This window comes from Nocardioides donggukensis, from assembly GCF_014842875.1.
Lineage (GTDB): Bacteria > Actinomycetota > Actinomycetes > Propionibacteriales > Nocardioidaceae > Nocardioides > Nocardioides donggukensis.
Genome location: NZ_JACYXZ010000002.1, coordinates 464,551 through 486,891 on the forward strand (window position 1 = coordinate 464,551; position 22,341 = coordinate 486,891).

Annotated in this window: 17 protein-coding genes; 10 read left to right on the forward strand and 7 right to left on the reverse strand. The window is 71.4% G+C overall.

Annotated features, from left to right (window positions below; all coding sequences use genetic code 11):
* Positions 1-2 precede the first annotated feature (2 nt).
* Positions 3-896 carry a porin PorA family protein gene (locus IE331_RS08585; RefSeq protein ID WP_192142541.1) on the reverse strand — a complete coding sequence of 298 codons (894 nt, stop codon included), beginning with the start codon at positions 894-896 and terminating at the stop codon, positions 3-5.
* Between the two features lie 141 nt (positions 897-1,037).
* Between IE331_RS08585 and IE331_RS16965 the strand changes: the two genes are divergently transcribed.
* Both IE331_RS16965 and IE331_RS16970 read left to right on the forward strand, forming a co-directional pair.
* Positions 1,038-2,855, forward strand: a complete 1,818-nt coding sequence (locus tag IE331_RS16965; RefSeq protein WP_192142543.1) for a hypothetical protein — start codon at positions 1,038-1,040, stop codon at positions 2,853-2,855.
* Complete coding sequence (locus tag IE331_RS16970) at positions 2,852-4,057, forward strand: acyltransferase family protein (protein WP_192142545.1); 1,206 nt, start codon at positions 2,852-2,854, stop codon at positions 4,055-4,057. Before IE331_RS16965 ends, IE331_RS16970 begins: the two co-directional genes overlap by 4 nt.
* On the opposite strand, the gene IE331_RS08600 is transcribed toward IE331_RS16970, so the two are convergent.
* Entirely contained in the window at positions 3,958-8,070 is a 4,113-nt protein-coding gene (locus IE331_RS08600; protein WP_192142546.1) for an alpha-(1->3)-arabinofuranosyltransferase domain-containing protein, read from the reverse strand. The genes IE331_RS16970 and IE331_RS08600 overlap by 100 nt on opposite strands.
* Entirely contained in the window at positions 8,067-8,819 is a 753-nt protein-coding gene (locus IE331_RS08605) for a class I SAM-dependent methyltransferase (RefSeq protein WP_201931462.1), read from the reverse strand. Before IE331_RS08605 ends, IE331_RS08600 begins: the two co-directional genes overlap by 4 nt.
* A 34-nt stretch (positions 8,820-8,853) precedes the next feature.
* On the opposite strand from IE331_RS08605, the gene IE331_RS08610 reads away from it, so the two are divergent.
* Complete coding sequence (locus IE331_RS08610) at positions 8,854-10,011, forward strand: glycosyltransferase family 4 protein (protein ID WP_192142547.1); 1,158 nt, start codon at positions 8,854-8,856, stop codon at positions 10,009-10,011.
* A gap of 55 nt (positions 10,012-10,066) precedes the next feature.
* Here IE331_RS08610 and IE331_RS08615 read toward each other — a convergent pair whose 3' ends face one another.
* The gene (locus tag IE331_RS08615; protein ID WP_192142548.1) at positions 10,067-10,219 is read right to left on the reverse strand and encodes a hypothetical protein; all 153 of its coding nucleotides are present in this window, start codon (positions 10,217-10,219) and stop codon (positions 10,067-10,069) included.
* 67 nt (positions 10,220-10,286) lie between these two features.
* On the reverse strand, positions 10,287-11,972 hold the full coding sequence (locus IE331_RS08620; protein ID WP_192142549.1) for a hypothetical protein: 1,686 nt from the start codon (positions 11,970-11,972) through the stop codon (positions 10,287-10,289).
* 76 nt (positions 11,973-12,048) lie between these two features.
* Here IE331_RS08620 and IE331_RS08625 point away from each other — a divergent pair, with 76 nt between their 5' ends.
* Positions 12,049-13,284 carry a lipopolysaccharide biosynthesis protein gene (locus IE331_RS08625; RefSeq protein ID WP_201931470.1) on the forward strand — a complete coding sequence of 412 codons (1,236 nt, stop codon included), beginning with the start codon at positions 12,049-12,051 and terminating at the stop codon, positions 13,282-13,284.
* A 13-nt stretch (positions 13,285-13,297) separates the two neighbouring features.
* Here the strand turns inward: IE331_RS08625 and polA are convergent, their stop codons facing one another.
* A complete protein-coding gene (polA, locus tag IE331_RS08630; protein WP_192142550.1) occupies positions 13,298-16,000 on the reverse strand; it encodes a DNA polymerase I in 2,703 nt (900 codons plus the stop codon).
* Between the two features lie 65 nt (positions 16,001-16,065).
* Here polA and IE331_RS08635 point away from each other — a divergent pair, with 65 nt between their 5' ends.
* Positions 16,066-16,539 (forward strand): hotdog fold thioesterase, encoded by a 474-nt coding sequence (locus IE331_RS08635; RefSeq protein WP_225579685.1) that lies wholly within the window; start codon positions 16,066-16,068, stop codon positions 16,537-16,539.
* 13 nt (positions 16,540-16,552) lie between these two features.
* Here IE331_RS08635 and IE331_RS08640 read toward each other — a convergent pair whose 3' ends face one another.
* Positions 16,553-17,125: a GNAT family N-acetyltransferase gene (locus IE331_RS08640; protein ID WP_201931475.1), complete on the reverse strand. Its 573-nt coding sequence runs from the start codon at positions 17,123-17,125 to the stop codon at positions 16,553-16,555.
* 79 nt (positions 17,126-17,204) lie between these two features.
* Here IE331_RS08640 and IE331_RS08645 point away from each other — a divergent pair, with 79 nt between their 5' ends.
* The 5 genes from IE331_RS08645 (at position 17,205) to IE331_RS08665 (ending at position 22,234) form a co-directional block, all read left to right on the forward strand.
* Positions 17,205-17,942, forward strand: a complete 738-nt coding sequence (locus tag IE331_RS08645) for a DUF554 domain-containing protein (protein ID WP_201931476.1) — start codon at positions 17,205-17,207, stop codon at positions 17,940-17,942.
* 187 nt (positions 17,943-18,129) lie between these two features.
* Entirely contained in the window at positions 18,130-19,419 is a 1,290-nt protein-coding gene (locus IE331_RS08650) for a branched-chain amino acid ABC transporter permease (protein WP_201931477.1), read from the forward strand.
* Between the two features lie 19 nt (positions 19,420-19,438).
* Positions 19,439-20,419 (forward strand): branched-chain amino acid ABC transporter permease, encoded by a 981-nt coding sequence (locus tag IE331_RS08655; RefSeq protein WP_192142557.1) that lies wholly within the window; start codon positions 19,439-19,441, stop codon positions 20,417-20,419.
* On the forward strand, positions 20,409-21,425 hold the full coding sequence (locus tag IE331_RS08660) for an ABC transporter ATP-binding protein (RefSeq protein ID WP_192142559.1): 1,017 nt from the start codon (positions 20,409-20,411) through the stop codon (positions 21,423-21,425). Before IE331_RS08655 ends, IE331_RS08660 begins: the two co-directional genes overlap by 11 nt.
* Complete coding sequence (locus IE331_RS08665; RefSeq protein ID WP_201931478.1) at positions 21,422-22,234, forward strand: ABC transporter ATP-binding protein; 813 nt, start codon at positions 21,422-21,424, stop codon at positions 22,232-22,234. Before IE331_RS08660 ends, IE331_RS08665 begins: the two co-directional genes overlap by 4 nt.
* Positions 22,235-22,341: the final 107 nt, after the last annotated feature.

Sequence of the window (22,341 nt, forward strand, 5' to 3'; positions counted from 1 at the left end):
CGCTACGCCCGAGCGGTGGTGGAGCGGGAGCGCAAGAGCAGGAACCCGCCTGCCAGGAGCAGGATCGGGCCGAGGATGAAGCCCACCAGCGGGACGGTCTTGGTGAGCAGGTCCAGCGTTCCGATGCTGTCCTTCGCCTCGTCGACGTTGGTCTGCACCTGCTCGTCGGTGAAGGCCAGCTCGAGGTCCAGCAGCGTGGTGCCGTCGTCGGTGACCCGCGTCTCGGCCTGCTCCTGCTTGATGATCGCCCCGGTCCGGGGGTCGATCCACATCGTCTTGTCCATCGAGTACTGGCCCTCGATGTCACCGAGCACCGTGGCGTCGACGTCCTCGACGACGTAGTTGAACTCGTAGGTCTCCAGCCCGTCGAGGGACTCGGTCCCCTGGTAGGCGGCGGTCACGGCCTCGCCGACGACACCGTCCCAGAAGGGGTAGTCCTGCTTCTCGGCGTCGAACGGGAACTTGTTGATCAGCCCCTCGTGCGGCCGGGCGTCCTCAGGCAGGTACTCCTCGTCGTTGACGGCTGCCGCGTCGACACGGTCCGCAGCGAACACGTCATTGCTGATCGTGATCACGTTGGGATCCGCGTTCTCGTCGACCCCCTCCTCGCCACAGTCCAGCTCGGACTGCTCGAGGACCAGGCAGGTGGTGTTCACGAAGACGACCACGTCGTCGTCCGAGCGGTCCGAGTCGGCCTCGGTGATGCTCGTGGCGCGCACCTGGAGCCGGTCGTCGCTCTTCGTCGGGACCAGCGCCGTCCCGTCGAGCCGGGTGGTGGTGTCGGTCTTGAGCGGTGTCTTCTTCACGGCGTCCGGGGCCCAGACGACGGAGATGATGGCCGCCGTCACGAGGAACGCCCCCAGGACAAGCAGCACCCAGCTGATGATCTTCTGCACGAAATTACCCTCCCCAGGGAACCAAATGGCGCCCGAACTCTAGCAGGCAAGTTACCGGGTGGTCACTACGCGTGATCGAGGTCACGCGCTGCCCGGTCAGCGGCCGCAACTCGCGTACGACCCCGTGAGATAGTCGCTGCCGTGACCCACCCGGCCGGCGCCGCAGCGCGGCTCCTCCAACTCCTCAGGGACCCTGTCGTCGGCGTCGGTCTCGGGATGGTCGGGCTGCACACCGTGTTCCGGGCCTGGGCGCTGTACCCCAGCTGGTTCTACGCCGACGACTACCGGCTCCTGTACGAGGCGCGGGGAGAGCTGTCCGCGGAGTACCTGCTGCGACCTTTCGACAGCCAGTTCATGCCCGTCGGGCGGCTCCTGGCCTGGGCCGTCCAGCACAGCGGGACGCTCAACTGGCCGCTCGCGGCCAGCCTCACGCTCGGCATCGGAGCGGCCGCCGCCGTTGCCTGCCTCTGGGCGCTGGTCACCATGTTCGGCCCGCGCTGGGGGATCCTGGCCCCACTCGCGCTCTATCTCACCACGGCGGTCGTCACCCCGGCGGGGATGTGGTGGGCCGCCTCCCTGAACCAGGTGCCGCACCAGCTGGTCATCTTCCTGAGCATCGGGTGCTGGGTGCGCTACCTGCGTGGACCGCGCCACCTGTGGCTCGGGCTCACGCTGCTGGTCCTCCTCGTGGGACTGCTCAGCTACGTGAAGACCGTGTTCCTGTTTCCCGTCCTGGCCTACCTCCTGCTCGCCTTCTTCGCCTCGGGTGGAGCCCGGCGCCGGGTGCTGTGGTCGGTTCGCCGCTACTGGCCGGCCGCGGCCTCGGCGGCGACCCTCGCCCTCGTGTTCACGGTCTACTACGCCAGCCACGTCCCCAGTCTCGTGACCGGAGACGGCGACGGCGACCCGTCCGGGCTGGCCGGGACGCTCATCGGCACCTCCCTGGTGCCCGGGATGGTCGGAGGGCCATGGACGTGGTGGAACTACAACCCACCCGTGCCGGTCGCCCAGCCCCCGGAGGTCGCGGCGCACCTCGCCTGGGTGGCCGTGGCCTTCGTGATCGCCTACCTCTACCTCACCCGCCGCCGCACCGGCCGGGTCTGGGCGCTCCTCGCGGGGTACACGGTGTCGGCGTACCTCGTGCTGGCCACCACCCGTGGCTCACTGGTCGGCGCGCTCGCCGGGCTGGAGTACCGTTACCTGACCGACGTCGGTGCGCTGTTCCCCCTGTGTCTCGGGCTGGCGTCCATGCGGTTGCTCGGAGCCGTGGAGTCCACCGTCCCCCGCGAGGAACCCATGCTGACCGTCGCCGTCCCCTCGATCGCGAGCGCGACCGCAGTGGCGCTGGTCGGAGGGCTCGGCGTGTTCAGCTCGGTGCGCTACGTGCACGTGTGGCACAGCGACAACCCTGGCGAGACGTATGTGAAGAACGCACGGGAGGGGCTGCGGGGCAGCCCCGCGACGGTCGTGGACGTCCAGGTCCCGGACACCGTCATCCCCGCCAACGCCTACCCGGCGAACCTCACCTCGATCCTGCTGCCCGTGGTGTCCGGCAATGCCGAGTTCGACCGGGCCACACCGGAGCTGGTCGTGCTCGACGATGCCGGCAACCCGCGCCGAGCGACGTTCGGCGACGCGATCCGGACCGGGCCGGGACCGCGCGAGGGCTGCGGCTGGAAGGTCACGTCGCGTCGGCCCGCCACGATCCCGCTGGGGTCCCGCACCTACGACTGGGGCTGGTGGGTCCGGATCGGCTACCTGTCCTCGGACGCCTCCCCCGTGGTCGTGCGTGCCGGGGACGACAGCGTGACGACGGTCGTGGAGCCCGGGCTCAACAGCCTCTACGTCCAGCTGACCGGTGCCTTCGACACGGTGGAGATCGACGGTCTGGCCGACGGAACCCAGGTGTGCGTCGACGTCGTGGAGGTCGGCAACCCCGAGCCCGGAGGCGAGTTGTGAGCACCTCGAACCAGGAAGGCACGCAGCTCACTCACCTGCCCGCGCTCGACACCCTCCGCGCCGTCGGCGCCCTGGGCGTGCTCACCACGCACACCGCGTTCTGGGCCGGCGCGTACACCGCCCACGGGGTCTGGGGTGCCGTCCTGGCGCGGCTCGACGTCGGCGTCGCGATCTTCTTCGTGCTGTCGGGGTTCCTGCTCTCCAGGCCGTGGATCGCCGCCGCCCGAGCCGGTCGTCGGGGCCCGCGCGTCACGCCGTACCTCGGCAAGCGGTTCCTACGGATCGTCCCGGTGTACGTCGTCACCGCGATCCTCGCCCTCGTGCTCATCGACGCCAACCGGGACCTCGGGGTGCGGGACTGGCTGGTCACGCTGACGATGACCGACATCTACGTCTCCTCCGGACCACCGCCGGGGCTGACCCAGACGTGGAGCCTGGCGACGGAGGTGGCGTTCTACGTCACGCTGCCCCTGCTGATGCTCGTGATCCTCGGGCGAGGCGGGCTCTCCCCCCGTCGGGTCGCGATCAGCCTCGCGCTGGCCAGCTCGACCACCGTGCTCTGGCTGGCCGTCGTCTCGCCGCGACTTCCGTTCGCCGGCGACATCGCCGTCAACGAGTGGCTTCCCGCGTTCCTGACCTGGTTCTCAGCCGGGATCGGGCTGGCCCTGCTGCACGTGCTGCACGGCGCCGACGCGCTGCTTCCTCCCGTGCGCGACGCGGTGGAGCGGGTGGCCGCCAGCCCGGGCGTCTGCTGGAGCATCGTCGGCGGCCTCCTGCTGGTCGCGGCCACGCCCGTCGCGGGTCCCACGCTTCTCGTGGCGCCGACCCTCGCCGACGCCGTGACCAAGAACCTGCTCTACACCGCCATCGGCGGCCTCCTGGTCTTCTCGGCCGCCTTCGCGCCGGCGACCTCGCGCTACGCCCGCCTGATGGCGCACAGGGTGCCGCGACACCTCGGCCTCATCTCCTACAGCCTGTTCTTGATCCACCTTCCGGTGCTGCACCTGGTCATGAAGGCCACCGGGTACCAGCTCTACGAGGGCCACTTCCTGCAGATCTTCCTGCTGACGCTCGGGCTGTCCCTCCTCGCCGCGCAGGTGCTCTACAGCCTGGTCGAGAAGCCCTTCATGTCCCTCAAGCGACGTGAGTTCGGCTCGACGGACAGGGCCACCACCCCGGCGAGCGCCACCAGCACGAGGTAGTGCGGCCAGGCCCACTCCCCCGCCCAGCCGGAGTCGCTGCCCCAGGGCCGGAACAGGTAGCCCGTCGATGCCAGGAGCGGCAGGACGCCGACCGACCAGGCCGCCGAGTCGCCCAGCAGGTGACGGGCGGTCCACGCGAGAAGCAGCCCGACCCCCGCGCAGGCGACCCCTGCCCAACCGCCCAGCAGCGCTCCCGCGGCGACGGCGGCCGGCATGGCCGCCAGCAGCGGTAGTCGGGCAGCCCCGAGCCGTGGCAGCCCGGCCCCCGGCCACCGCCTCCGGGGCACCGCGAGGAGTGCCACCAGGAGCAGGGCCAGCCCGGCGCCCACTCCGAGCCCCACCCGGTACGTCGCGTCCGGGGTGAACCGCGCGGTGACCGGAGCACCGGATCCGTCGGTTTCCCATCCCTGCTGCCAGCCGTCCACCACCACCGGGTCGAGCTGCTCGCCGCCCTCGGTCGCCTCCCAGCCCGGGTTCACGTTCTGGCGGAGGACCAGCCACGGAGCTCCCTCCGCCGGCGGCTCCGCCACCTTCCGCACCGGGGTGGGCGAGCCGAGCCCTGCGCTCCTGACCGTCCGGGGGGTCGCCTCGGTGCCCAGGTGGACCGAGCGCGGTGCCACGGCGTCGGTGCCCCGGACCCGCACCAGGTTCGACCCGGACCGCAGGGAGACCTCGCCCTCGCCCCGGCACACCGACACCTCGACGTCCTCCATCGAGAACAGCTCGGCGGGGCTGGCGGTCAGCCGGGTCCTGACGGTGGCGCCGTTGACCTCGATCTCGGGGCCGGTGCCGCACGGCCGGGTACGCCGGTCCGGCGAGAGGCTCAGGGGGGCGTACGGAAGGCCGTCCAACCGGATCTCCCCGATCCCGACCGGCAGGCCCTGGGCGTTGCCCGCCGCGTCGAACGACACCGCATTGGCGGAGCTGAGCACCCGCACCGTGAGCCGATCCGTGCGCAGGGGACGGAACCGGGCGGCACCGTCCTCGTCCAGCTCGACGGTGCGCTCGCCCCCGGGCCAGATCAGGTCCAGCCGCGTGGGCCGGCGGACCGGGGAGTCCGGGTCCACGAGGACCTGGATGCCGCGCAGCGACCTCGTCCCGAGCCAGTTCAGCTGCAGCTGGGGGCGAGGGTCGTCGACCTCCGGAGTCCACGCGGTCCCGGTGTCGCCGTCCACGGCGGCCAGCCCCGACGCGCGAGCATCCGGGACACCCACGGTCGAGCCCACGGCGTTGAGGGGCTGGTCCTCCTGGATGAGGTCGAAGAGGCCGGGCCCGGCCACCGGGGCAGCCGTCACCCGCGGCCGGTACTGCCGGCGGCCGGCCACGGTGACCACCCTCTCGAAGCCGCCGGGCTCCTCCGAGAACCGTGCCCGGTTCTCGACGCAGGGCGTCCGGCCCTCGACCTCGACGCAGCCGGTCCGCTCGTCCCGGAGCGCCCGCAGCAGGATCTGGTCAGGGGTCCCCCAGCTCGGCGCCAGCGGTGGGAGCACGAGCTGGCGCCGCACGGTGGTGCCCGGGATCCGGATCTCCGCCAGGGCGAGGCCCGGGCCGCCCGGCGACGCGGACTCCACTCGCAGCCACCCGGTGGGACCGGGTGGCAGCTGCACGGTGCTGGTCGCCCCGGAGCGCAGGGTGGTCTCCACCTCACCGGCCTCGGTCCGCACCCGGACGGGGTTGCGCTCGGCGCCGGCCGCGCCGAGGATGATCTCCACCTCGGACACCGAGGTGGGTCGGGCCAGGTCCAGCTGCCACCAGGCCGGTCCGTCGCCGGTCTGCCGCGCCACCCACTCGGTCGACTCGTCGCCGTCGAGCGCGGCGAACGGGAGCCGGCCGGGGCGGGCGCCGCCGCCCATGGTCGAGTCCGACTGCGATGCCGAGGCGGACACCGCCTCAGCTCCGACCAGCCGCGCCGTCGTGAGCCACCGACTGCCCTCCTCGAGCTGGTAGTCCGGCACCGGGTTGCCCGAGCGGCGGACGTCGCCGGGGGTGGTGACGGCGGAGTAGCCGTCGTGGACCCGGCCGAAGAACCGCTCCCGGCCGAGCAGGCCGTCCGTCAGCAGGACCTGCCCGTCCGGTCGGTCGCCGGCCGGGTCGACGTCCACGCCGAGCCGCACCGGGTCGTCTCCGAGGAGACCGACGTCGGCCAGACCGAGCAGGTCCTCGGGCCCGCCGACCACCAGCGGCAGACTGCTCGCGCTGACCGCGGAGGCGGTCGTCCGCTCGACCTGGTAGACCTCGACGGCGCGCCGAGCCGTCTGCCACCCGCCGTTGACGACGATCCGCCCTTCCTCGGTCTCGAGATGGGCCTCACCACCGACCTCCGGGCCGAAGCCCCGCACCGGCACCAGGCCTGGCGAGTCCGCGAGGGCCTGGTGCACCAGGGCCGGGTCCGGGATGTCGGAGGAGACCACGAGGTCGTTGCGGACCACGACGTACCGGATGCCGGATCGTGCGAGGTAGGCGGCCAGCCCGCGGGAGCCCCGGCCCTGGGCCAGGCGCTCCTCGACGGCGTCCAGCATCCTGATGTTCCCCGGTGGGGTGAGCGGGATGGCGTTCCGCACCGCCCAGTCGGGACCGCCCTCGAGATACTGCAGCGGCTCGTCGCGCGGCGCACCCCAGAGGTAGTCCGCGAAGGACGAGCCCGGGGCGAGAAGCACCTCCCGGTCCCCCGCGTTCGCCTCGAGCCAGGCCGAGGCCGCCCGCCAGTACGGCGGAGTCTCCTGCACCGGATCGGTGGGGGCCAGCCGGCCCGCGACAGCCGGCGTGGCGGCAGCCACGACCGCCAGCGCCGCCAGCCCGACGACCGCGGGCCGCGCCGAGACCGTCACGTCCCGTCCGGCGACAACGAGCCGTCTGGGCTCAGCGGTCCTCGCGGCCAGCTCCAGCAGCCAGGCGAGGCCGACGACGAGCGGCAGCCGGATCAGCGGATCCAGCTTGTGCACGTTGCGGAACGGCGCGAGCGATCCGTCGAGCAGGTCGTTGAGCGGTGCGGCGAACCAGCCCTGCACCGACCCGAGGTGGCCGGTGCCCACGAGGACCAGTCCCACCAGCAGCGACAGGGCCAGGAACACCCGGTGCGGGTGCCCTCGCAGCGCGATGCCCACGGTTCCGAGCATGAGCACGACGCCGGAGTTCAGCGCGAGATAGCCCTCACTGACGGTCAGGAAGCCGCCCTGCCAGGCCGGCTCGACGTACGGCACCCACGCCGAGGTTCCTCGCAGGGCGTCGAAGGGGGTGGTCGGGAACGTGGTGATCGAGGCGGACTCGATGAAGTCCAGGAACGGGGGGCTGTACTGGCCGAGGAGGAACAGGGGCAGCAGCCACCAGAGGGTCCCCAGGGCCGTGAACACCGGCCACCAGAGCATGAGGCTCCGCCGCCGCGGCCCCCGGCTCCTCGTGAGCAGCCACACGACGCCCAGAGGCAGCACGGCGAACGTCGCCGCCGCGTTCACGCCCCCCACCATGGCCACCGCGAGGCCGGCGAGCATGGCCATCCTGCGCGGTGAGCCTCGCTCACTCCCGACCACCAACGGGAGCAGCACCCAGGGCGCCACGGCACTGGGCCAGGCCTCGATCGAGATCGGGCCCAGCGTGCTGAGCAGCCGCGGCGAGGTGGCGTAGGCCAGTCCGGCCAGGATCATCGCAGCATCGGAACGGACGCCCAGTGCCCGGCACAGCAGCGCCGTGCCGACGAAGGCGACGCACAGGACGACCGCCAGCCACAGCCGCTGCACCACCCATCCGGGGAGGTCGACGAGGTCGCCGATACCGAAGAACGGGCCCATCGGCCACAGGTAGCCGTAGGCCTGGTTCTGCAGCTGGCCGAAGGCGCCCGCCCCGTCCCACAGGTGCGTGGCTCGCTGGAGGAAGCCCCACGGGTCGACTGCGAGGTCGAACTTGGTGTCCGACACGAGGTATCCCGGTGACTGGATGAACGCCAGCCCGACGAGAAGCACGCAGCCGGCGGTGAGACGGAGCCCGGTGCGGGAGGTCGGTGCCGCGTCGCCACTCATCGTTTGCGCAGCACGAGCACCAGGTTCCACGTCACCACCTCGCGCACGACCGGCACCCGCAGGAGCCACCGGCTCCACCACGGGTTGTAGCGAGGGGTCAGGTGCACGATGTCCGCCACCTTCTGGCTCCTGGCCCAGGCGAGCCCGTCCCGGACCGTGACCTTGAACAGGGACTCGCCGAACCTGTTCTTGGGCTCGTGCCCGTGCACGCGGATGTAGCGCCTCCGCGCGAACCGGCCGCCCAGGTAGTGCCAGGCAGCGGTCTCGTGGCCGCCCCACGGGCCGTACCAGACCGTGTAGCTGATGAACGCCGTACCGCCCGGCCGGGTGACCCGCAGCATCTCCTCAGCCATCCGCCACGGGTCCGCGACGTGCTCGAGGACGTTCGAGGAGTAGCAGACGTCCAGCGAGGAGTCCGCGAAGGGCAGCTGCATCCCGCTGCCGATGACCGTGCCCGCAGCGATCTCCCCGGCCCCGGACAGCTCGCCGACGTCAGCGTCGAGCGCGAAGTAGGTGGCACCGGCCTCGGTGAACGCGTTCCGGAAGTAGCCCGGTCCCCCGCCCACGTCGAGCATCCTCGCGCCCGTGAGGTCGACGTACTCCGAGAGCTGGGCGACGGAGTCCTCGGCGAGTGCCGTGTAGAAACGGGCCGGATCCGGCTGCTCATACCGGAACTCCCGGAGCAGCCGGACGGACCGGCTCCAGGAGGCGCGCCACGGCCGCCGAGAGGGCGTGGTTCGGCGCAGCACGCGGCGACCCTACCCGACCCATTATCCTACGGCCGTGCAGCACCCCACTCGCTTCGACGGCCGACATGTCGTCTTCTTCAGCTGGCGCGACACCCGCAACCCAGAGGGCGGCGGCGCCGAGCTGTACCTCGAGAAGATCGCGGCCGGCCTGGTCGAGCGCGGTGCCCGAGTGACAGTCTTCTGCGCCGCCCATGCCGGCGCCCCGCCGGACGAGGTCGTCGACGGCATCCGCTTCGTTCGTAGGGGCTCCAAGATGGGTGTCTACGGTCGCGGGCTCCTTGCTCTCGCCCGGCGCGCGTTCGGGCGGGTGGACGCCGTCGTCGACGTCCAGAACGGACTGCCGTTCTTCACCCGCCTACTGACCCGCAAGCCGGTCGTCGTGCTCGTCCACCACGTCCACCGCGAGCAGTGGCCCGTCGTGTACCCGGGGCTCACCGGGCGCGTCGGTTGGTGGATCGAGAGTCGGCTCGCTCCCCGGCTCTACGCGCGGTGCCAGTACGTCGCGGTGTCGCAGGCCACGGCCGACGAGCTCGTCGGCCTGGGAGTGGACCGGGACCGGATCGCGATCGTGCACAACGGCACCGACCCGGCGCTGCCTACCACGGCGGTGCGACGCACCGCGCCGGCAGTGTGCACGGTCGGCCGGCTGGTGCCGCACAAGCAGGTCGAGCACGCGATCGACGCCTGCGCCCGGCTCGGGCCGGAGTTCCCGGGCCTGCGGCTCACGGTCGCCGGATCCGGCTGGTGGGACCAGGAGCTGCGCCAGCACGCACGAGCCACGACACCGGAGGGTGCGGTGACCTTCGAGGGGCACGTGTCCGAGCGCCGCAAGCAGGAGATCTATGCGGAGTCGTGGGTCATGGCCCTGCCGTCACTGAAGGAGGGCTGGGGCCTGGTCGTCGGCGAGGCGGGGATGCACGGCACGCCCACCGTCGCCTACCGGTCCGCCGGTGGCACCCGGGAGTCGATCGAGCACGGTGATTCCGGCCTGCTGGTCGACGACTTCGAGGAGTTCGTGGCGGGGCTGCGCTCACTGCTCGCGGACGAGAGGCTCCGCGAGCGCCTCTCCGTGGGCGCCAGGTCCATGAGCCACCGCTTCACATGGGGTCACGCCCAGGGCTCGTTCGCCCACGTCCTCAGTGTGGCCATGGCCGGGAGCTCCGAGCACAGCGAAGACCCCGACGAGACCTGAGACGCTGTGGCCGCATCGGGGTCGATCCCGGCGGACGCGCCGGGACGAGATCGGTTCAGTCCGTGCCGTAGTTGACGACCGGGCTCTCGGCGTTGGCCGGCGACTGCGACGGTGCTCCGGTCTGGTTGGAGACCAGGCCCACGACGGTCCCGACGGCGACAGCAGTGCCCAAGACGATGCTTGCGGCGATGCCTGCGATGCTTCCCACGTTCAATCCCTCCCTAGGATCCCGCGAAGGACTGTAGCAGCGGAGGCGGCGTCAACCTACTCGCCGGTCACATGTCTCGTCGACGCCGGACCAGCGTCCATGTGACGCCTGTCACGAGCAGGGAGAGGAACGCGGCCCAAGCCACGCTCATGGCGAGCCACCACTCGTCCGGGACCGGTCGTTCCCGGGCCTCGCCGAGTGTGACCACTCTCACGTCCGACGAGGTCAGGATCGACTCCCCCGCCACCTCGGGAGACTCGCCCGGCGCCGCACGCTCCACGACCAGAGTGCCGATGCCGAGATCGGTCAGCGCCGACGCTCGCGCTCCGGGCGTGGGTTCCGTCAGCGCCTGCCGGACCGCCTCGCCGCGGGGGTCCTCGCCGGCCAGCCTCTGACCCGAGACCACCAGCTCGTCGCTCGACACGTGGTCGATGCCCAAGTAGCGGCCCAGCGGGTCCAGCACCTTCTGGCCCCGGTTCCAGGCCGGGGCACGGTAGCTCGTGAACGGCAGGAGGAGGACCTCGCCCCGGGACGGGTCGACGGCGGTCCGGGTGGCGTCGTACCAATCCGGATAGCGCGCGGCGTGGAGCCGGCCGGAGGCGCCCCAAGCCGCGTCCGGCAGCATGGCGAGCGGCAGGACGGCCGCCAGAGAGGCCACCACGGTGGCGGAGGCATGCGGCTGGAACCACGCCCGGATCCGGGCGACGCCGTGGCCGCTCAGCACGCCCAGGAGCGGGGCACTGAGGACCAGCAGCCGGGAGCCGTCGCGCAACAGTCCGCCGCCCGGAACCTCTGCCGCCAGCCAGCCGAGGGCCTGCGGAGCACCCCACGACAGGACCGCCACGCCCCAGCCGACGCCCCAACAGACGGCCAGCGCGATCGCGTCCCGGCGATCGGTGCCGCGCCACCAGGCGCGCAGACCGGCGCCGGCCACGAGCAGCAGCGCGGCCAGTGCCAGCACCGCCAGCGCGCCCTCACGCGACACCGGCACCACCTCACGGTTCCAGATCCCCCCGAGCCCCAGCGCGGCCAGCGGTCCCGGCAGCGGACCCTCGCCGTTGGTCGCGAACCTGACGGCCCCGGCCGGGTCGGACGTGGCCCGACCGGCGTGGAGCAGCCCGGCCACCAGCCACGGAGCATTGCCCGCGAGCACCACCAGGGTCAGCAGCGCGTTGCGGAGCCGCCCCCTTCCCAGGCCGAACAGCAGGACCGCCAGTCCGCTGGCGATCCCGGCGCTGGCGCTGAGGCAGCCGAGCGGGAGCAGCAGGAGCAGGTGCGGCCGCACCGAGCTCTCACGTCGCCACCTGCCGGCTTCCAGGATCAGCCAGGGCAGAACGGCGTACCCGACCAGGACCGGCCAGTGCCCGATCACGAGGCGCTCGACCACGAAGGGATTCCAGACGTACACCGTGGCGGCGGCACAGCGCGCCAGCAGGGGGAGCCCCCCGACCAGCGCCGCGGCCCCGGCACCGGCCGCCGTCAGCGTGGCGACCAGGACGAGCTTCTGCAGCAGCATCCCCGGGATCACGTCGTCCAGCACTGCGACCACGGCGTCCGACGGGACGGCGCGCGGCAGGCCCGAGCCGACTCCGAGCGCGTCGACCCCGAGCCCCAGGTCGGGCACCCAGACCATGTCGTAGGTCAGGACGAACCCCGGAGCCAGGGCCGGGCCGAGGAGCAGCAGCGCCAGCAGCAGGGACCACAGGCCCGGGGCTGCATCCACCAATGCCCGCCGGTCCCACGCCCTTGCCACGGCGCCACGCTAGTCGGTGCAGGCCGATGTCGGTGCCGCACCGCTCGACCGGGCTGCGTGTGCCACACTCCACCCCGTGACGAATCCGGGCAGGACGTTGCCGAAGTGGCTCGTCGGCGGCAGCTCCATCGCCGTGGCCATCGGCATGATGAACCTCGCCACCTACGGCTTCACGATCATCGCTGCCCGGGTCCTCGGCCCCGAGGCGTACGGCGCCTTCGCCGCCGTCATGGCCACCCTGCTCGTCCTCAGCGTCCTCCAGCTCGGCCTCCAGGCCACCGCCGCCCGCCGGATCTCGGCCGACCCCGACCACGTGGGGCAGATCGAGCACTCGATCATGCGGGTGACCGTCCGGGCCGCCCTCGCCGTCGGCGCGCTCCTCCTGCTCCTCACGCCCCTGGTCGACCTGCTACTCCGCCTCGACAGTCTGCCGGTCGCGGCGCTGATCGCGGTGACCGCCGTGCCGATGACGATGATGGGCGGACAGGCCGGCATCCTCCAGGGAGAGCGTCGTTGGCTGCCGCTGGCGCTGGTGTACGCCGCCAACGGGGTGCCCCGGCTGATCGTCGGCACCGGGCTGATCCTCTGGCAGCCGACCGAGTTCATCGCCGTGCTCAGCGTCGCGCTCGGCCAGTTCGCACCGGTGCTCGTCGGTCGCGTCGCCCTGCGCCACGTGCGGGCACCCGGAAGCGTGAGCCACGCGCACAGCGCCCGCCCGGTCGTCCGGGAGGCGATCCACAACTCCCAGGCGCTCCTGGCGTTCTTCGCGCTGTCGAACGCCGACGTCATCGTGGCCCGCAACGTGCTCGCCACGCAGGACGCCGGCCTCTACGCGGGTGGCCTGATCCTCACCAAGGCGGTGCTGTTCCTCCCCCAGTTCGTCGTGGTGCTGGCCTTCCCTGCCATGGCCTCCGTCGACGAGAGACGCCGCGCGCTGACCCGCGGTCTCGGGATGGTCGCCGTCATCGGGGTGGTTGCCATCAGCGGCGCCTGGCTGCTGTCCGACCTGGCGATGGTCTTCGTGGGCGGTGACGGCTATCGCGAGATCCAGGACCGCCTGTGGCTGTTCGCCGTCCTGGGCACCACGCTGGCGATGCTGCAGCTGCTGGTCTACTCGGTGCTCGCGCGGCAGGGTCAGAAGTCGGTCTTCCTGGTGTGGGGCGCGCTGCTGGCTCTCGTCGCGGTCGGCTCCACGGTCAGCACGCTGCCAGGACTCCTCGCGGTCGTCGTCGGCGTCGACGTGCTGCTGCTGGGCGTGCTGTTCACGGTGAGCCTCTACCTGGTCCGCAGGCCGCAGCCCACCCCCGTATGAGGTCGCCGGGCGCTCAGTGCGCCGCGTCGTGCCAGCTGCGCCCGGTGCCGACGGAGACGTCCAGCGGGACGGTCAGCTCCGCCGCGCCCGCCATCTGCGCCCGGACCAGCGCCTCCAGCGCCTCCCGCTCCCCCGGTGCCACCTCGAGCACGAGCTCGTCGTGCACCTGCAGCAGCAGCCGGGACTCCAGCCGCTCGTCGGCGATCGCCCGCTCGACGTTCAGCATCGCGACCTTGATGATGTCGGCGGCCGAGCCCTGGATCGGGGCGTTGAGGGCCATCCGCTCGGCCATCTCCCGGCGCTGCCGGTTGTCGCTGGTGAGGTCCGGCAGGTAGCGGCGCCGGCCCAGGATGGTCTCGGTGAAGCCGGAGCGCCGGGCCTCGTCGACGATCCCGGACAGGTAGTCGCGGATGCCCCCGAACGTCTCGAAGTACTCCTCCATCAGCACCCGCGCCTCGGACGGCTCGATCCGCAGCTGCTGGCCGAGCCCGAAGGCGGACAGCCCGTAGGCGAGCCCGTAGTTCATCGCCTTGATCTTCGCGCGCATCTCGGTCGTGACCGCGTCGGCGTCCACCTCGAACACCTTCGCCGCCGCGATCGAGTGGAAGTCCCGGCCGGAGCGGAACGCCTCGATCAGCTGCTGGTCCTCCGAGAGGTGGGCCATGATCCGCATCTCGATCTGGCTGTAGTCCGCGGTCATGAGGCAGTCGTGGCCGGTGCCGACGACGAAGCCCTCCCGGATCCGGCGGCCCTCCTCGGTGCGCACCGGGATGTTCTGCAGGTTCGGGTCGGTGCTCGAGAGCCGGCCGGTCGCCGCGATCAGCTGGTTGAACGTGGTGTGGATCCGCCCGTCCTCGGCCACCGTCTTCAGCAGTCCCTCGACCGTCTGCCGGAGCCGGCTGACGTCGCGGTGCCGCAGCAGGTGGGAGAGGAACGGGTGCCCGGTCTTCTCGAAGAGCCCCTGGAGGGCGTCGGCGTCGGTCGTGTAGCCGGTCTTGGTCCGCTTCGTCTTGGGCATCCCCAGCTCGTCGAAGAGCACCACCTGGAGCTGCTTGGGTGAGCCGAGGTTGATCTCCTTGCCGATCACGGCGAACGCCTCGTCGGCGGCGGCCTTCACCTCGTCCGCGAAGTGCGACTCCAGCCCCTCGAGATGGTCGTGGTCCACGGCGACGCCGACCTGCTCCATCGCCACCAGGGTGTCCACCAGCGGCAGCTCGACGTCCGCGAGCAGCCGGGTGCCGCCGTGCTCCTCGACCTGGGTGTCCAGCTCGTCGGCGAGATCGAGGACCGCCCGGGCGTGCAGCATGTCCACCTCCGAGGCGCCGGTGTCCTCGAGCTCCTCGAAGCTCAGCTGGCCGGTGTCGCCGGTGGCCTGGCGCAGCTCCCGCTTGAGGTAGCGCAGGGTCAGGTCGGCCAGGTCGTAGGAGCGCTGGTCGGGTCGCACGAGGTACGCCGCGAGCGCGGTGTCGCTGGTCAGCCCGCGCAGTGGCCAGCCGCGTCCGGCCAGGGCCAGCATCGGTCCCTTCGCGTCGTGCATGACCTTGGCCGCGCCCGCGTCGCCGAACCACTCGGCGAGCGCGGCGTCGTCCTCCGGCGCCACGTCGGTCGCGTCGAGCCAGGCGGCGGTGCCGTCCGCGGCGGCGAGGGCCACGGAGAACACGTCCCCGGTGCCGGCCCGCCACGAGCCCTGGATCGCGACCCCGACCCGCCGGCCCTCGTCGCGCGCGTGCTCGTCCAGCCACGCCCGCACCTCCCCGGCCGCGAGCCGGGAGGCGGCCAGCTCGAAGCCGGAGTCGTCGATCTCCTCCTCGGACTCCAGGGTCTCGAAGAGCCGGTCCCGGAGCACCCGGAACTCCAGACCGTCGAAGAGGGTGTGCACCTCGTGCCGGTCCCACGGCTGGCGCCGCATGTCCTCCGGGGTGACCGTCAGGGACAGGTCGCACACGAGGGCGTTCAACCGCCGGTTGCGGATCACCTCGCCCAGGTGGGCCCGCAGGTTCTCGCCTCGCTTGCCGGTGATCTCGTCCGCCCGGGCGATGACGTTGTCGAGGCCGTCGTACTGTGCGATCCACTTCGCGGCCACGCCCGGGCCGACCAGCGGCACGCCGGGCAGGTTGTCGGAGGTCTCGCCCACCAGGGCCGCGAGCTCGGGGTAGCGCTGCGGGGGGACGCCGTACTTCTCCTCGACGGCGGCCGGCGTCATCCGGGCCAGGTCGGAGACCCCCTTCATGGGGTAGAGCACGGTGCTCTGCTCCCCCACCAGCTGCAGCGAGTCCCGGTCGCCGGTGAGGATCAGCACCTCGAAGCCGGCGGCCACGGCCTCGGTGGTGAGGGTGGCGATGATGTCGTCGGCCTCGTAGCCCTCGAGCTGCAGGTGCGGGATGTGCAGTGCGTCCAGCACCTCCTGGATCAGCGGCAGCTGGCTGGAGAACTCGTCGGGGGTCTTGTTGCGCTTGGCCTTGTACTCGGAGTACTCGGCCAGCCGGAACGTCTGCCGCGACTTGTCGAAGGCCACCCCGACATGGGTCGGCTCCTCGTCGCGCAGCACGTTGATGAGCATCGAGGTGAACCCGTAGACGGCGTTGGTGTGCTGGCCGGTCGTCGTCGAGAAGTTCTCCACCGGCAGGGCGAAGAACGCCCGGTAGGCCAGCGAGTGGCCGTCGAGGAGCAGCAGCCGGGGGCGGCGGTCGGTGGCGGCGTCGGCGTTCTCGGGCACGTCGCGACTCTATCCACCGACGGGCCTCGACCTCGACAGCGGGACGGTGGGCCACAATGACGGCCATGACCGACGCCGTACCCGAGTCCGAGTCCCTCGCCGACCTCAGCATCGAGGACTTCGTCGCCCGGATGCCCCAGGGCATGGGCGGTCTCAACGAGAAGATGGGCATCGAGATCACCGAGCTGTCCGCCGACCGGCTGGTCGCGACCATGCCGGTGGAGGGGAACACCCAGCCCTACGGCCTGCTGCACGGCGGCGCGTCCGTGGTCCTCGCCGAGACCCTCGGCTCGCTGGGCTCGGCCATCCACGCCCACCCGGACCGGGTCGCGGTCGGCGTCGACATCAACGCCACCCACCACCGGGCCGCCACCGCCGGCACCGTGACCGGCGTCGCCACGCCGCTGCACCGCGGCCGCAGCATGGCGTCCTTCGAGGTCGTGATCACCGACGAGCGGGACCGCAGGGTCTGCACCTGCCGGATCACCTGCGCCCTCGTGCCTGGCGCGCAGGTCCCCGGCAGCCAGCCGGCGGGCTGACCAGCAGCCGACGTCAGACCAGGTCGCGCTGCCGACGCTGGGAGCGGCGGGCGGCCAGCACCTGCCCGAGCGCCGGTCGGCCGCCGGTCTGCGACCGCGCCGGCCGCCGCGAGCTCAGCTTCGCCCGGACCACCTGGGTCGGCGCCACCCGGAGGACGGCCTGCGGGGCCAGCGCCAGCCGGGCCAGGAAGCGGTGGGCCTCACGCGAGGCGCTGAGCGAGGCGGAGGCGACGTGGCCGATCCCCTTCTCCTCGGCGTGCGCGACCGCGGCGTCCATGAGGGCCCGGCCCACGCCGTGCCGCCGGAACTCCGGGAGCACGTGCGGGGAGACGGCCTGGACGACCGGCTCGACGTGCAGCGGGCTCATCGGCCCGACGCGCAGGTAGACGGCACCGGCCAGCCGTCCGTCGCACTCGGCCACCACGATCCGGTCGCGGGCCGAGGCCAGCGACTGGTCGACGACCAGCTCCATGTCGACGAGCATCTGCTCGGCGGAGGCTCGGGGGACGACCTCTTCCCAGAGGCGGACCAGGTCGGGCGCGTCCTCGGGACGCACCTCACGCAGCACCACGCCAGATCGGCTCACGCCCGCACTCCTCCCTCGGAACCCCCCGGCAAAGAGAGACTACGCTCAGCCGACCGTCCCCGGGAGAGGAGGCTCCGACGTGCCCGGTCTCGGCACTCTCGTCAACGTCGTCGCCGTGCTGGTCGGCTCGGTGCTGGGCGTCGTGCTCGGCAACCGCCTGCCGCACCGCACCCGCGAGGTGGTGACCGACGCGCTCGGCCTGGTCACGCTGCTGATCGCCGCCACCAGTGCGGTCGCGGTCCTGGACCCGGCGCTGGCGTCGTACGTCGGCCGCAGCGCACCGTTGCTGATCGTCCTCGGGGCGCTCCTGGTCGGCGCGATCCTGGGGTCGCTGCTGCGCATCGAGGCCGGTCTCGAGGGGCTGGCCGGCCTGGTGCAGCGTCGCCTGGTGCGCGGGGCGGGCGACCGGCACCTGTTCGTCGAGGGGTTCGTCACCGCCTCGCTCGTGTTCTGCACCGGTCCACTCACGATCCTCGGCTCGCTCAACGACGGGCTCGGCAACGGGGCCGACCAGCTCTACCTCAAGTCGGCCCTGGACGGGTTCGCGGCGATCGCCTTCGCGGCCGCGTTCGGCTGGGGGGTCGCGGCCAGCGTGCTCACCCTGATCGTGATCCAGGGCTCGCTCACCGCGCTGGGCCTGGTGCTGGGTGACGTGCTGCCGGATGCGCACCTGGCGGCGATCACGGCCGCAGGGGGTCTGATCCTGGTCGGGGTGGCTCTCCGGCTGCTCCGGATCCGCGAGGTCCCGGTCGCCGACCTGCTGCCGGCGCTGCTGGTCGCCCCGCTCCTCGTGGAGCTCGCGGCGGCCGTCGGCTGACCCCGCCCGGCCGACCGGACCCGAAATCGGATTGTTGCCGTGTTGTGGCCCCGTGAGGCTGTCGGACGGTCTGGGGTGGCTCTACAGTGTGGTGGCCGCATACGGTGCAAGGTGTGATCCGGGTCACGCTATAGTCCCGCTGGTCAGTTCAGGCCCCGCTGCGGGGGCACACAGTGACAGGAGCTCCATGCACGTGCCACGGCTACGAGTCCCGCTGCTCGTTTCCCTCGTCGTCGTCCTCATCGGGATGCTCGCCTCGCCGTCGCTGGCGGCGACCGAGGAGGAGCAGTCGAACACCGTCCAGGGGACGCTCGTCAACACCGCGGAGGACCGGGCGCCCGTCGAGGGCGTCGAGATCACGGTCACCAGCCCCGACGGCGAGGTGTTCACCGACACCAGCGACGACGAGGGCAAGTTCGAGATCGAGGTCCCCGGCCGCGGTGGCCGGGTGATGATCGAGCTCGACACCGAGACCCTTCCCGACGGCGTCTCGCTGCGCAACGAGAACAAGAGCAGCATCACCCGGAACCTCAACCCGGGGCAGCGCGCGGTCATCCTCTTCCCGATCGGGCCCGACACCCGCGACATCGCGACCAAGTGGGACCGGATCCCCCAGCTCGTCGTCAACGGTCTGATCTTCGGCATCATCCTCGCGCTCGGCGCCCTGGGGCTGTCGATGGTGTTCGGCACCACCGGCCTCACCAACTTCGCCCACGGTGAGCTGCTCACCCTCGGTGCGATGGCGGCGTACATGTTCAACGTGGCGATGGGCCTGCCGTTCGTCCTCGCCGCGGTGCTGTCGGTGGTGGTCGGGCTCGCGGTCGGCTGGGCGCAGGACAGAGGGCTGTGGCGACCGCTGCGCCATCGTGGCACCGGCCTGATCGCCATGATGATCGTGACCATCGGCCTGCAGTTCCTGCTCCGGAACCTGTTCCAGTACTTCACCTCGGGCCGCACCCTGAACTACGACGCCTACGTGACCCCCTCCGGCGTGGACGTGGGCCTGTTCAGCTACACCTACCGGGACGCGATCATGGCCGGCATCTCCGCGGCCGTGATCATCGCGGTGACCCTGGCGCTCTCGTTCACCCGCTTCGGCCGGGCCACCCGGGCCGTCGCCGACAACCCCGCGCTGGCCGCCTCCACCGGCATCAACGTGGACCGGGTGGTCTCGGGCGTGTGGATCGTCGGCACCGGACTGGCTGCCCTGGCCGGCGTCTTCCTGGGCTACACGCTCGGCGTCACGTTCAACATCGGCCAGTTCACCCTGCTCCTGCTGTTCGCCTCGGTCACCGTCGGTGGCCTCGGCTCCGTGTGGGGGGCCCTGATCGGCAGCCTCATCATCGGCGTGCTGATCGAGGTCTCGACCCTGGTCATCCCCGCGGAGCTCAAGAACGCCGGAGCCCTGATGCTGCTGATCGTCATCCTGCTCGTCAGGCCGCAAGGCCTGCTCGGGCGCAAGGAACGGATCGGCTGAGGGCCGGGAAAGAGGAATCATGGACATCATCTCCAGCGCCCTCCACGACGCGTTCTCACCGTTCGCGCTGTCGTTCGTGCTCGCCGCGATCGGCCTCAACGTGCACTTCGGGTACACCGGACTGCTCAACTTCGGCCAGGCGGCGTTCTGCGCCGTCGGGGCCTACGCCATGGGCGTCTCCGTCGCCTCCTTCGACCTGCCGCTCATCGTGGGCATCTTCTTCGGCCTGGTCGCCTCCGCCCTGTTGGCGCTGGTGCTCGGTGTCCCGACGCTGCGACTGCGAGCCGACTACCTGGCGATCGCGACCATCGCGGCCGCCGAGATCGCCAGACTGGTGTTCTCGACGTCGTTCAAGGAGTACTTCAACGCCCGCGACGGCGTCAGCGGCTTCACCCGGGGCTTCCGCGACATCAACCCGCTGCCGGACTTCAACGGCCAGTTCCTGACCTTCAGCCGCAACGACTGGTGGGTCATGACCGTGGGCTGGGTCCTGGTCGCCCTCACCTGCATCTTCCTGTGGCTGCTCATGCGCTCCCCCTGGGGCCGCGTGCTGCGCAGCATCCGTGAGGACGAGGAGGCGGTCCGCTCCCTGGGCAAGAACGTCTACTCCTACAAGATGCAGGCGCTGGTGCTCGGCGGTGTGATCGGTGCCTTCGGTGGCTTCATCGGCGGCCTCGGACTCGCCTCGGTGCAGCCGGACAGCTTCAACACCGACTTCACGTTCATCGCGTTCACCATGCTGATCCTCGGCGGCGCGGCGCGGATCCTCGGTCCCGTCGTCGGGGCCGTGCTGTTCTGGGGCGTGCTGAGCGGAGTCGGGAGCACCCTGGCCCGACTCTCGAGCGGGGACAACCCGATCATCCCGCCGGACCTCATGGGCTCCGACCAGGTCAGCAACGTCCGGTTCATGCTCGCCGGCCTGGCGCTGATGCTGCTGATGATCTACCGCCCACAGGGAATCTTCGGCGACCGGAAGGAGATCGCGCTCGATGCCCGCTGACGCCACTCCCAACCCCACTCCGACCCCCGAGGCCGGTCCCACAACCGGCCCCACAACCGGCCCCACGACCGGCACCACGACCGGCCACGCGGCCGCCGCCGCGGCGCTGGCCCAGGTCCCGAGCGAGCCCGGGGCCGCCAAGCCCGACCCGATCGTGATCGCCGACAACGTGAAGCGCTCGTTCGGCGGACTCACCGCCGTCGACGTGGAGCACGTGGAGATCCAGCGTGGTGTCATCACCGCGCTGATCGGTCCCAACGGTGCCGGCAAGACCACCTTCTTCAACCTGCTCACGGGCTTCGACCAGCCCGACAGCGGCGACTGGTCCTTCAACGGCACCTCGCTGCGCAAGAAGGCCTCGCACAAGGTGGCCCGGCTGGGCATGGTGCGCACCTTCCAGCTGACCAAGGTGCTCTCCAAGCTGACCGTGCTCGAGAACATGCGGCTCGGAGCCACCGGCCAGCGCGGGGAGTCCTTCTGGGCGGCACCGCTGAAGTTCCTCTGGGGCGGGCAGGAGGACGAGAACACCGTCCGCGCCCGCGAGCTGCTCGCCCGCTTCAAGCTCGACGGCAAGGAGAAGGACTTCGCGGGATCCCTCTCCGGTGGGCAGCGCAAGCTGCTCGAGATGGCCCGTGCCCTCATGGTCCGCCCCGAGCTGGTGATGCTGGACGAGCCCATGGCCGGGGTGAACCCTGCCCTCAAGCAGTCCCTGCTCGGTCACGTGAAGTCGCTGCGCGAGGACGGCATGACCGTGCTCTTCGTGGAGCACGACATGGACATGGTCCGCGACATCTCCGACTGGGTCATCGTCATGGCCCAGGGCAAGGTGATCGCCGAGGGCACGCCCGACTCGATCATGGCCGACGAGCGGGTCATCGACGCCTACCTCGGCGCCCACCACGACGTGGACATCACCGAGATGGAGCGCGAGATCGAGCAGGAGCACCTGGAGTACGGCGACCCGATGGGCGACTCGGCCCACCAGCCGCGCGAGGAGGAGAAGTGAGCCAGAACGCCGCCGCCGACAACGGCCTGGACGAGGCGGACGCCAAGGCGAGGGAGGTGCACCTGGCCGAGGCCGAGGGCGCCGTCCTCCGCGCCGACGACCTGGTCGCCGGCTATCTCCCCGGGGTCAACATCCTCACCGGCACCGACCTCTACTGCCGGGACGGGGAGCTGGTCGGCATCATCGGCCCCAACGGCGCCGGGAAGTCCACCCTGCTCAAGGCCCTCTTCGGTCTGGTCAAGATCCACTCCGGCACCGTGCAGCTGCGCGGCAGCGAGGTCACGAACGAGCGGGCCGACACGCTGGTCGCCAAGGGGATCGGCTTCGTCCCGCAGACCAACAACGTGTTCCCCAGCCTGACCATCGCCGAGAACCTCCAGATGGGCTGCTACCAGGCTCCCGAGAAGTTCCAGGACCGGTTCGACTTCGTCACCGAGCTCTTCCCCGCCCTCGGCGAGCGCCGCGGGCAACGGGCCGGCTCGCTGTCCGGCGGCGAGCGGCAGATGGTCGCCATGGGCCGGGCGCTGATGATGGAGCCGTCGGTGCTGCTGCTGGACGAGCCCTCCGCGGGCCTCTCCCCCGCGCTACAGGACGAGGTCTTCGTCCGGACCCGGGCCATCAACCGGACCGGCGTCTCGGTGATCATGGTCGAGCAGAACGCCCGGCGCTGCCTGCAGATCTGTGACCGGGGCTACGTCCTCGACCAGGGACGCAACGCCTACACCGCCTCCGGTGCCGCGCTGGTCAACGACCCGAAGGTCATCGAGCTCTACCTCGGCACGCTGGCCAAGCAGGACAAGAAGAAGTAGCCACACCGGCCCGCAGGGGTCCGCGTACGGAAGCAGGGCACAGGCCCTCCGGGATCTCCCGGAGGGCCTGTTGCATGCTCACGGCCCCGTGGCGCCCGCCCGGGCAG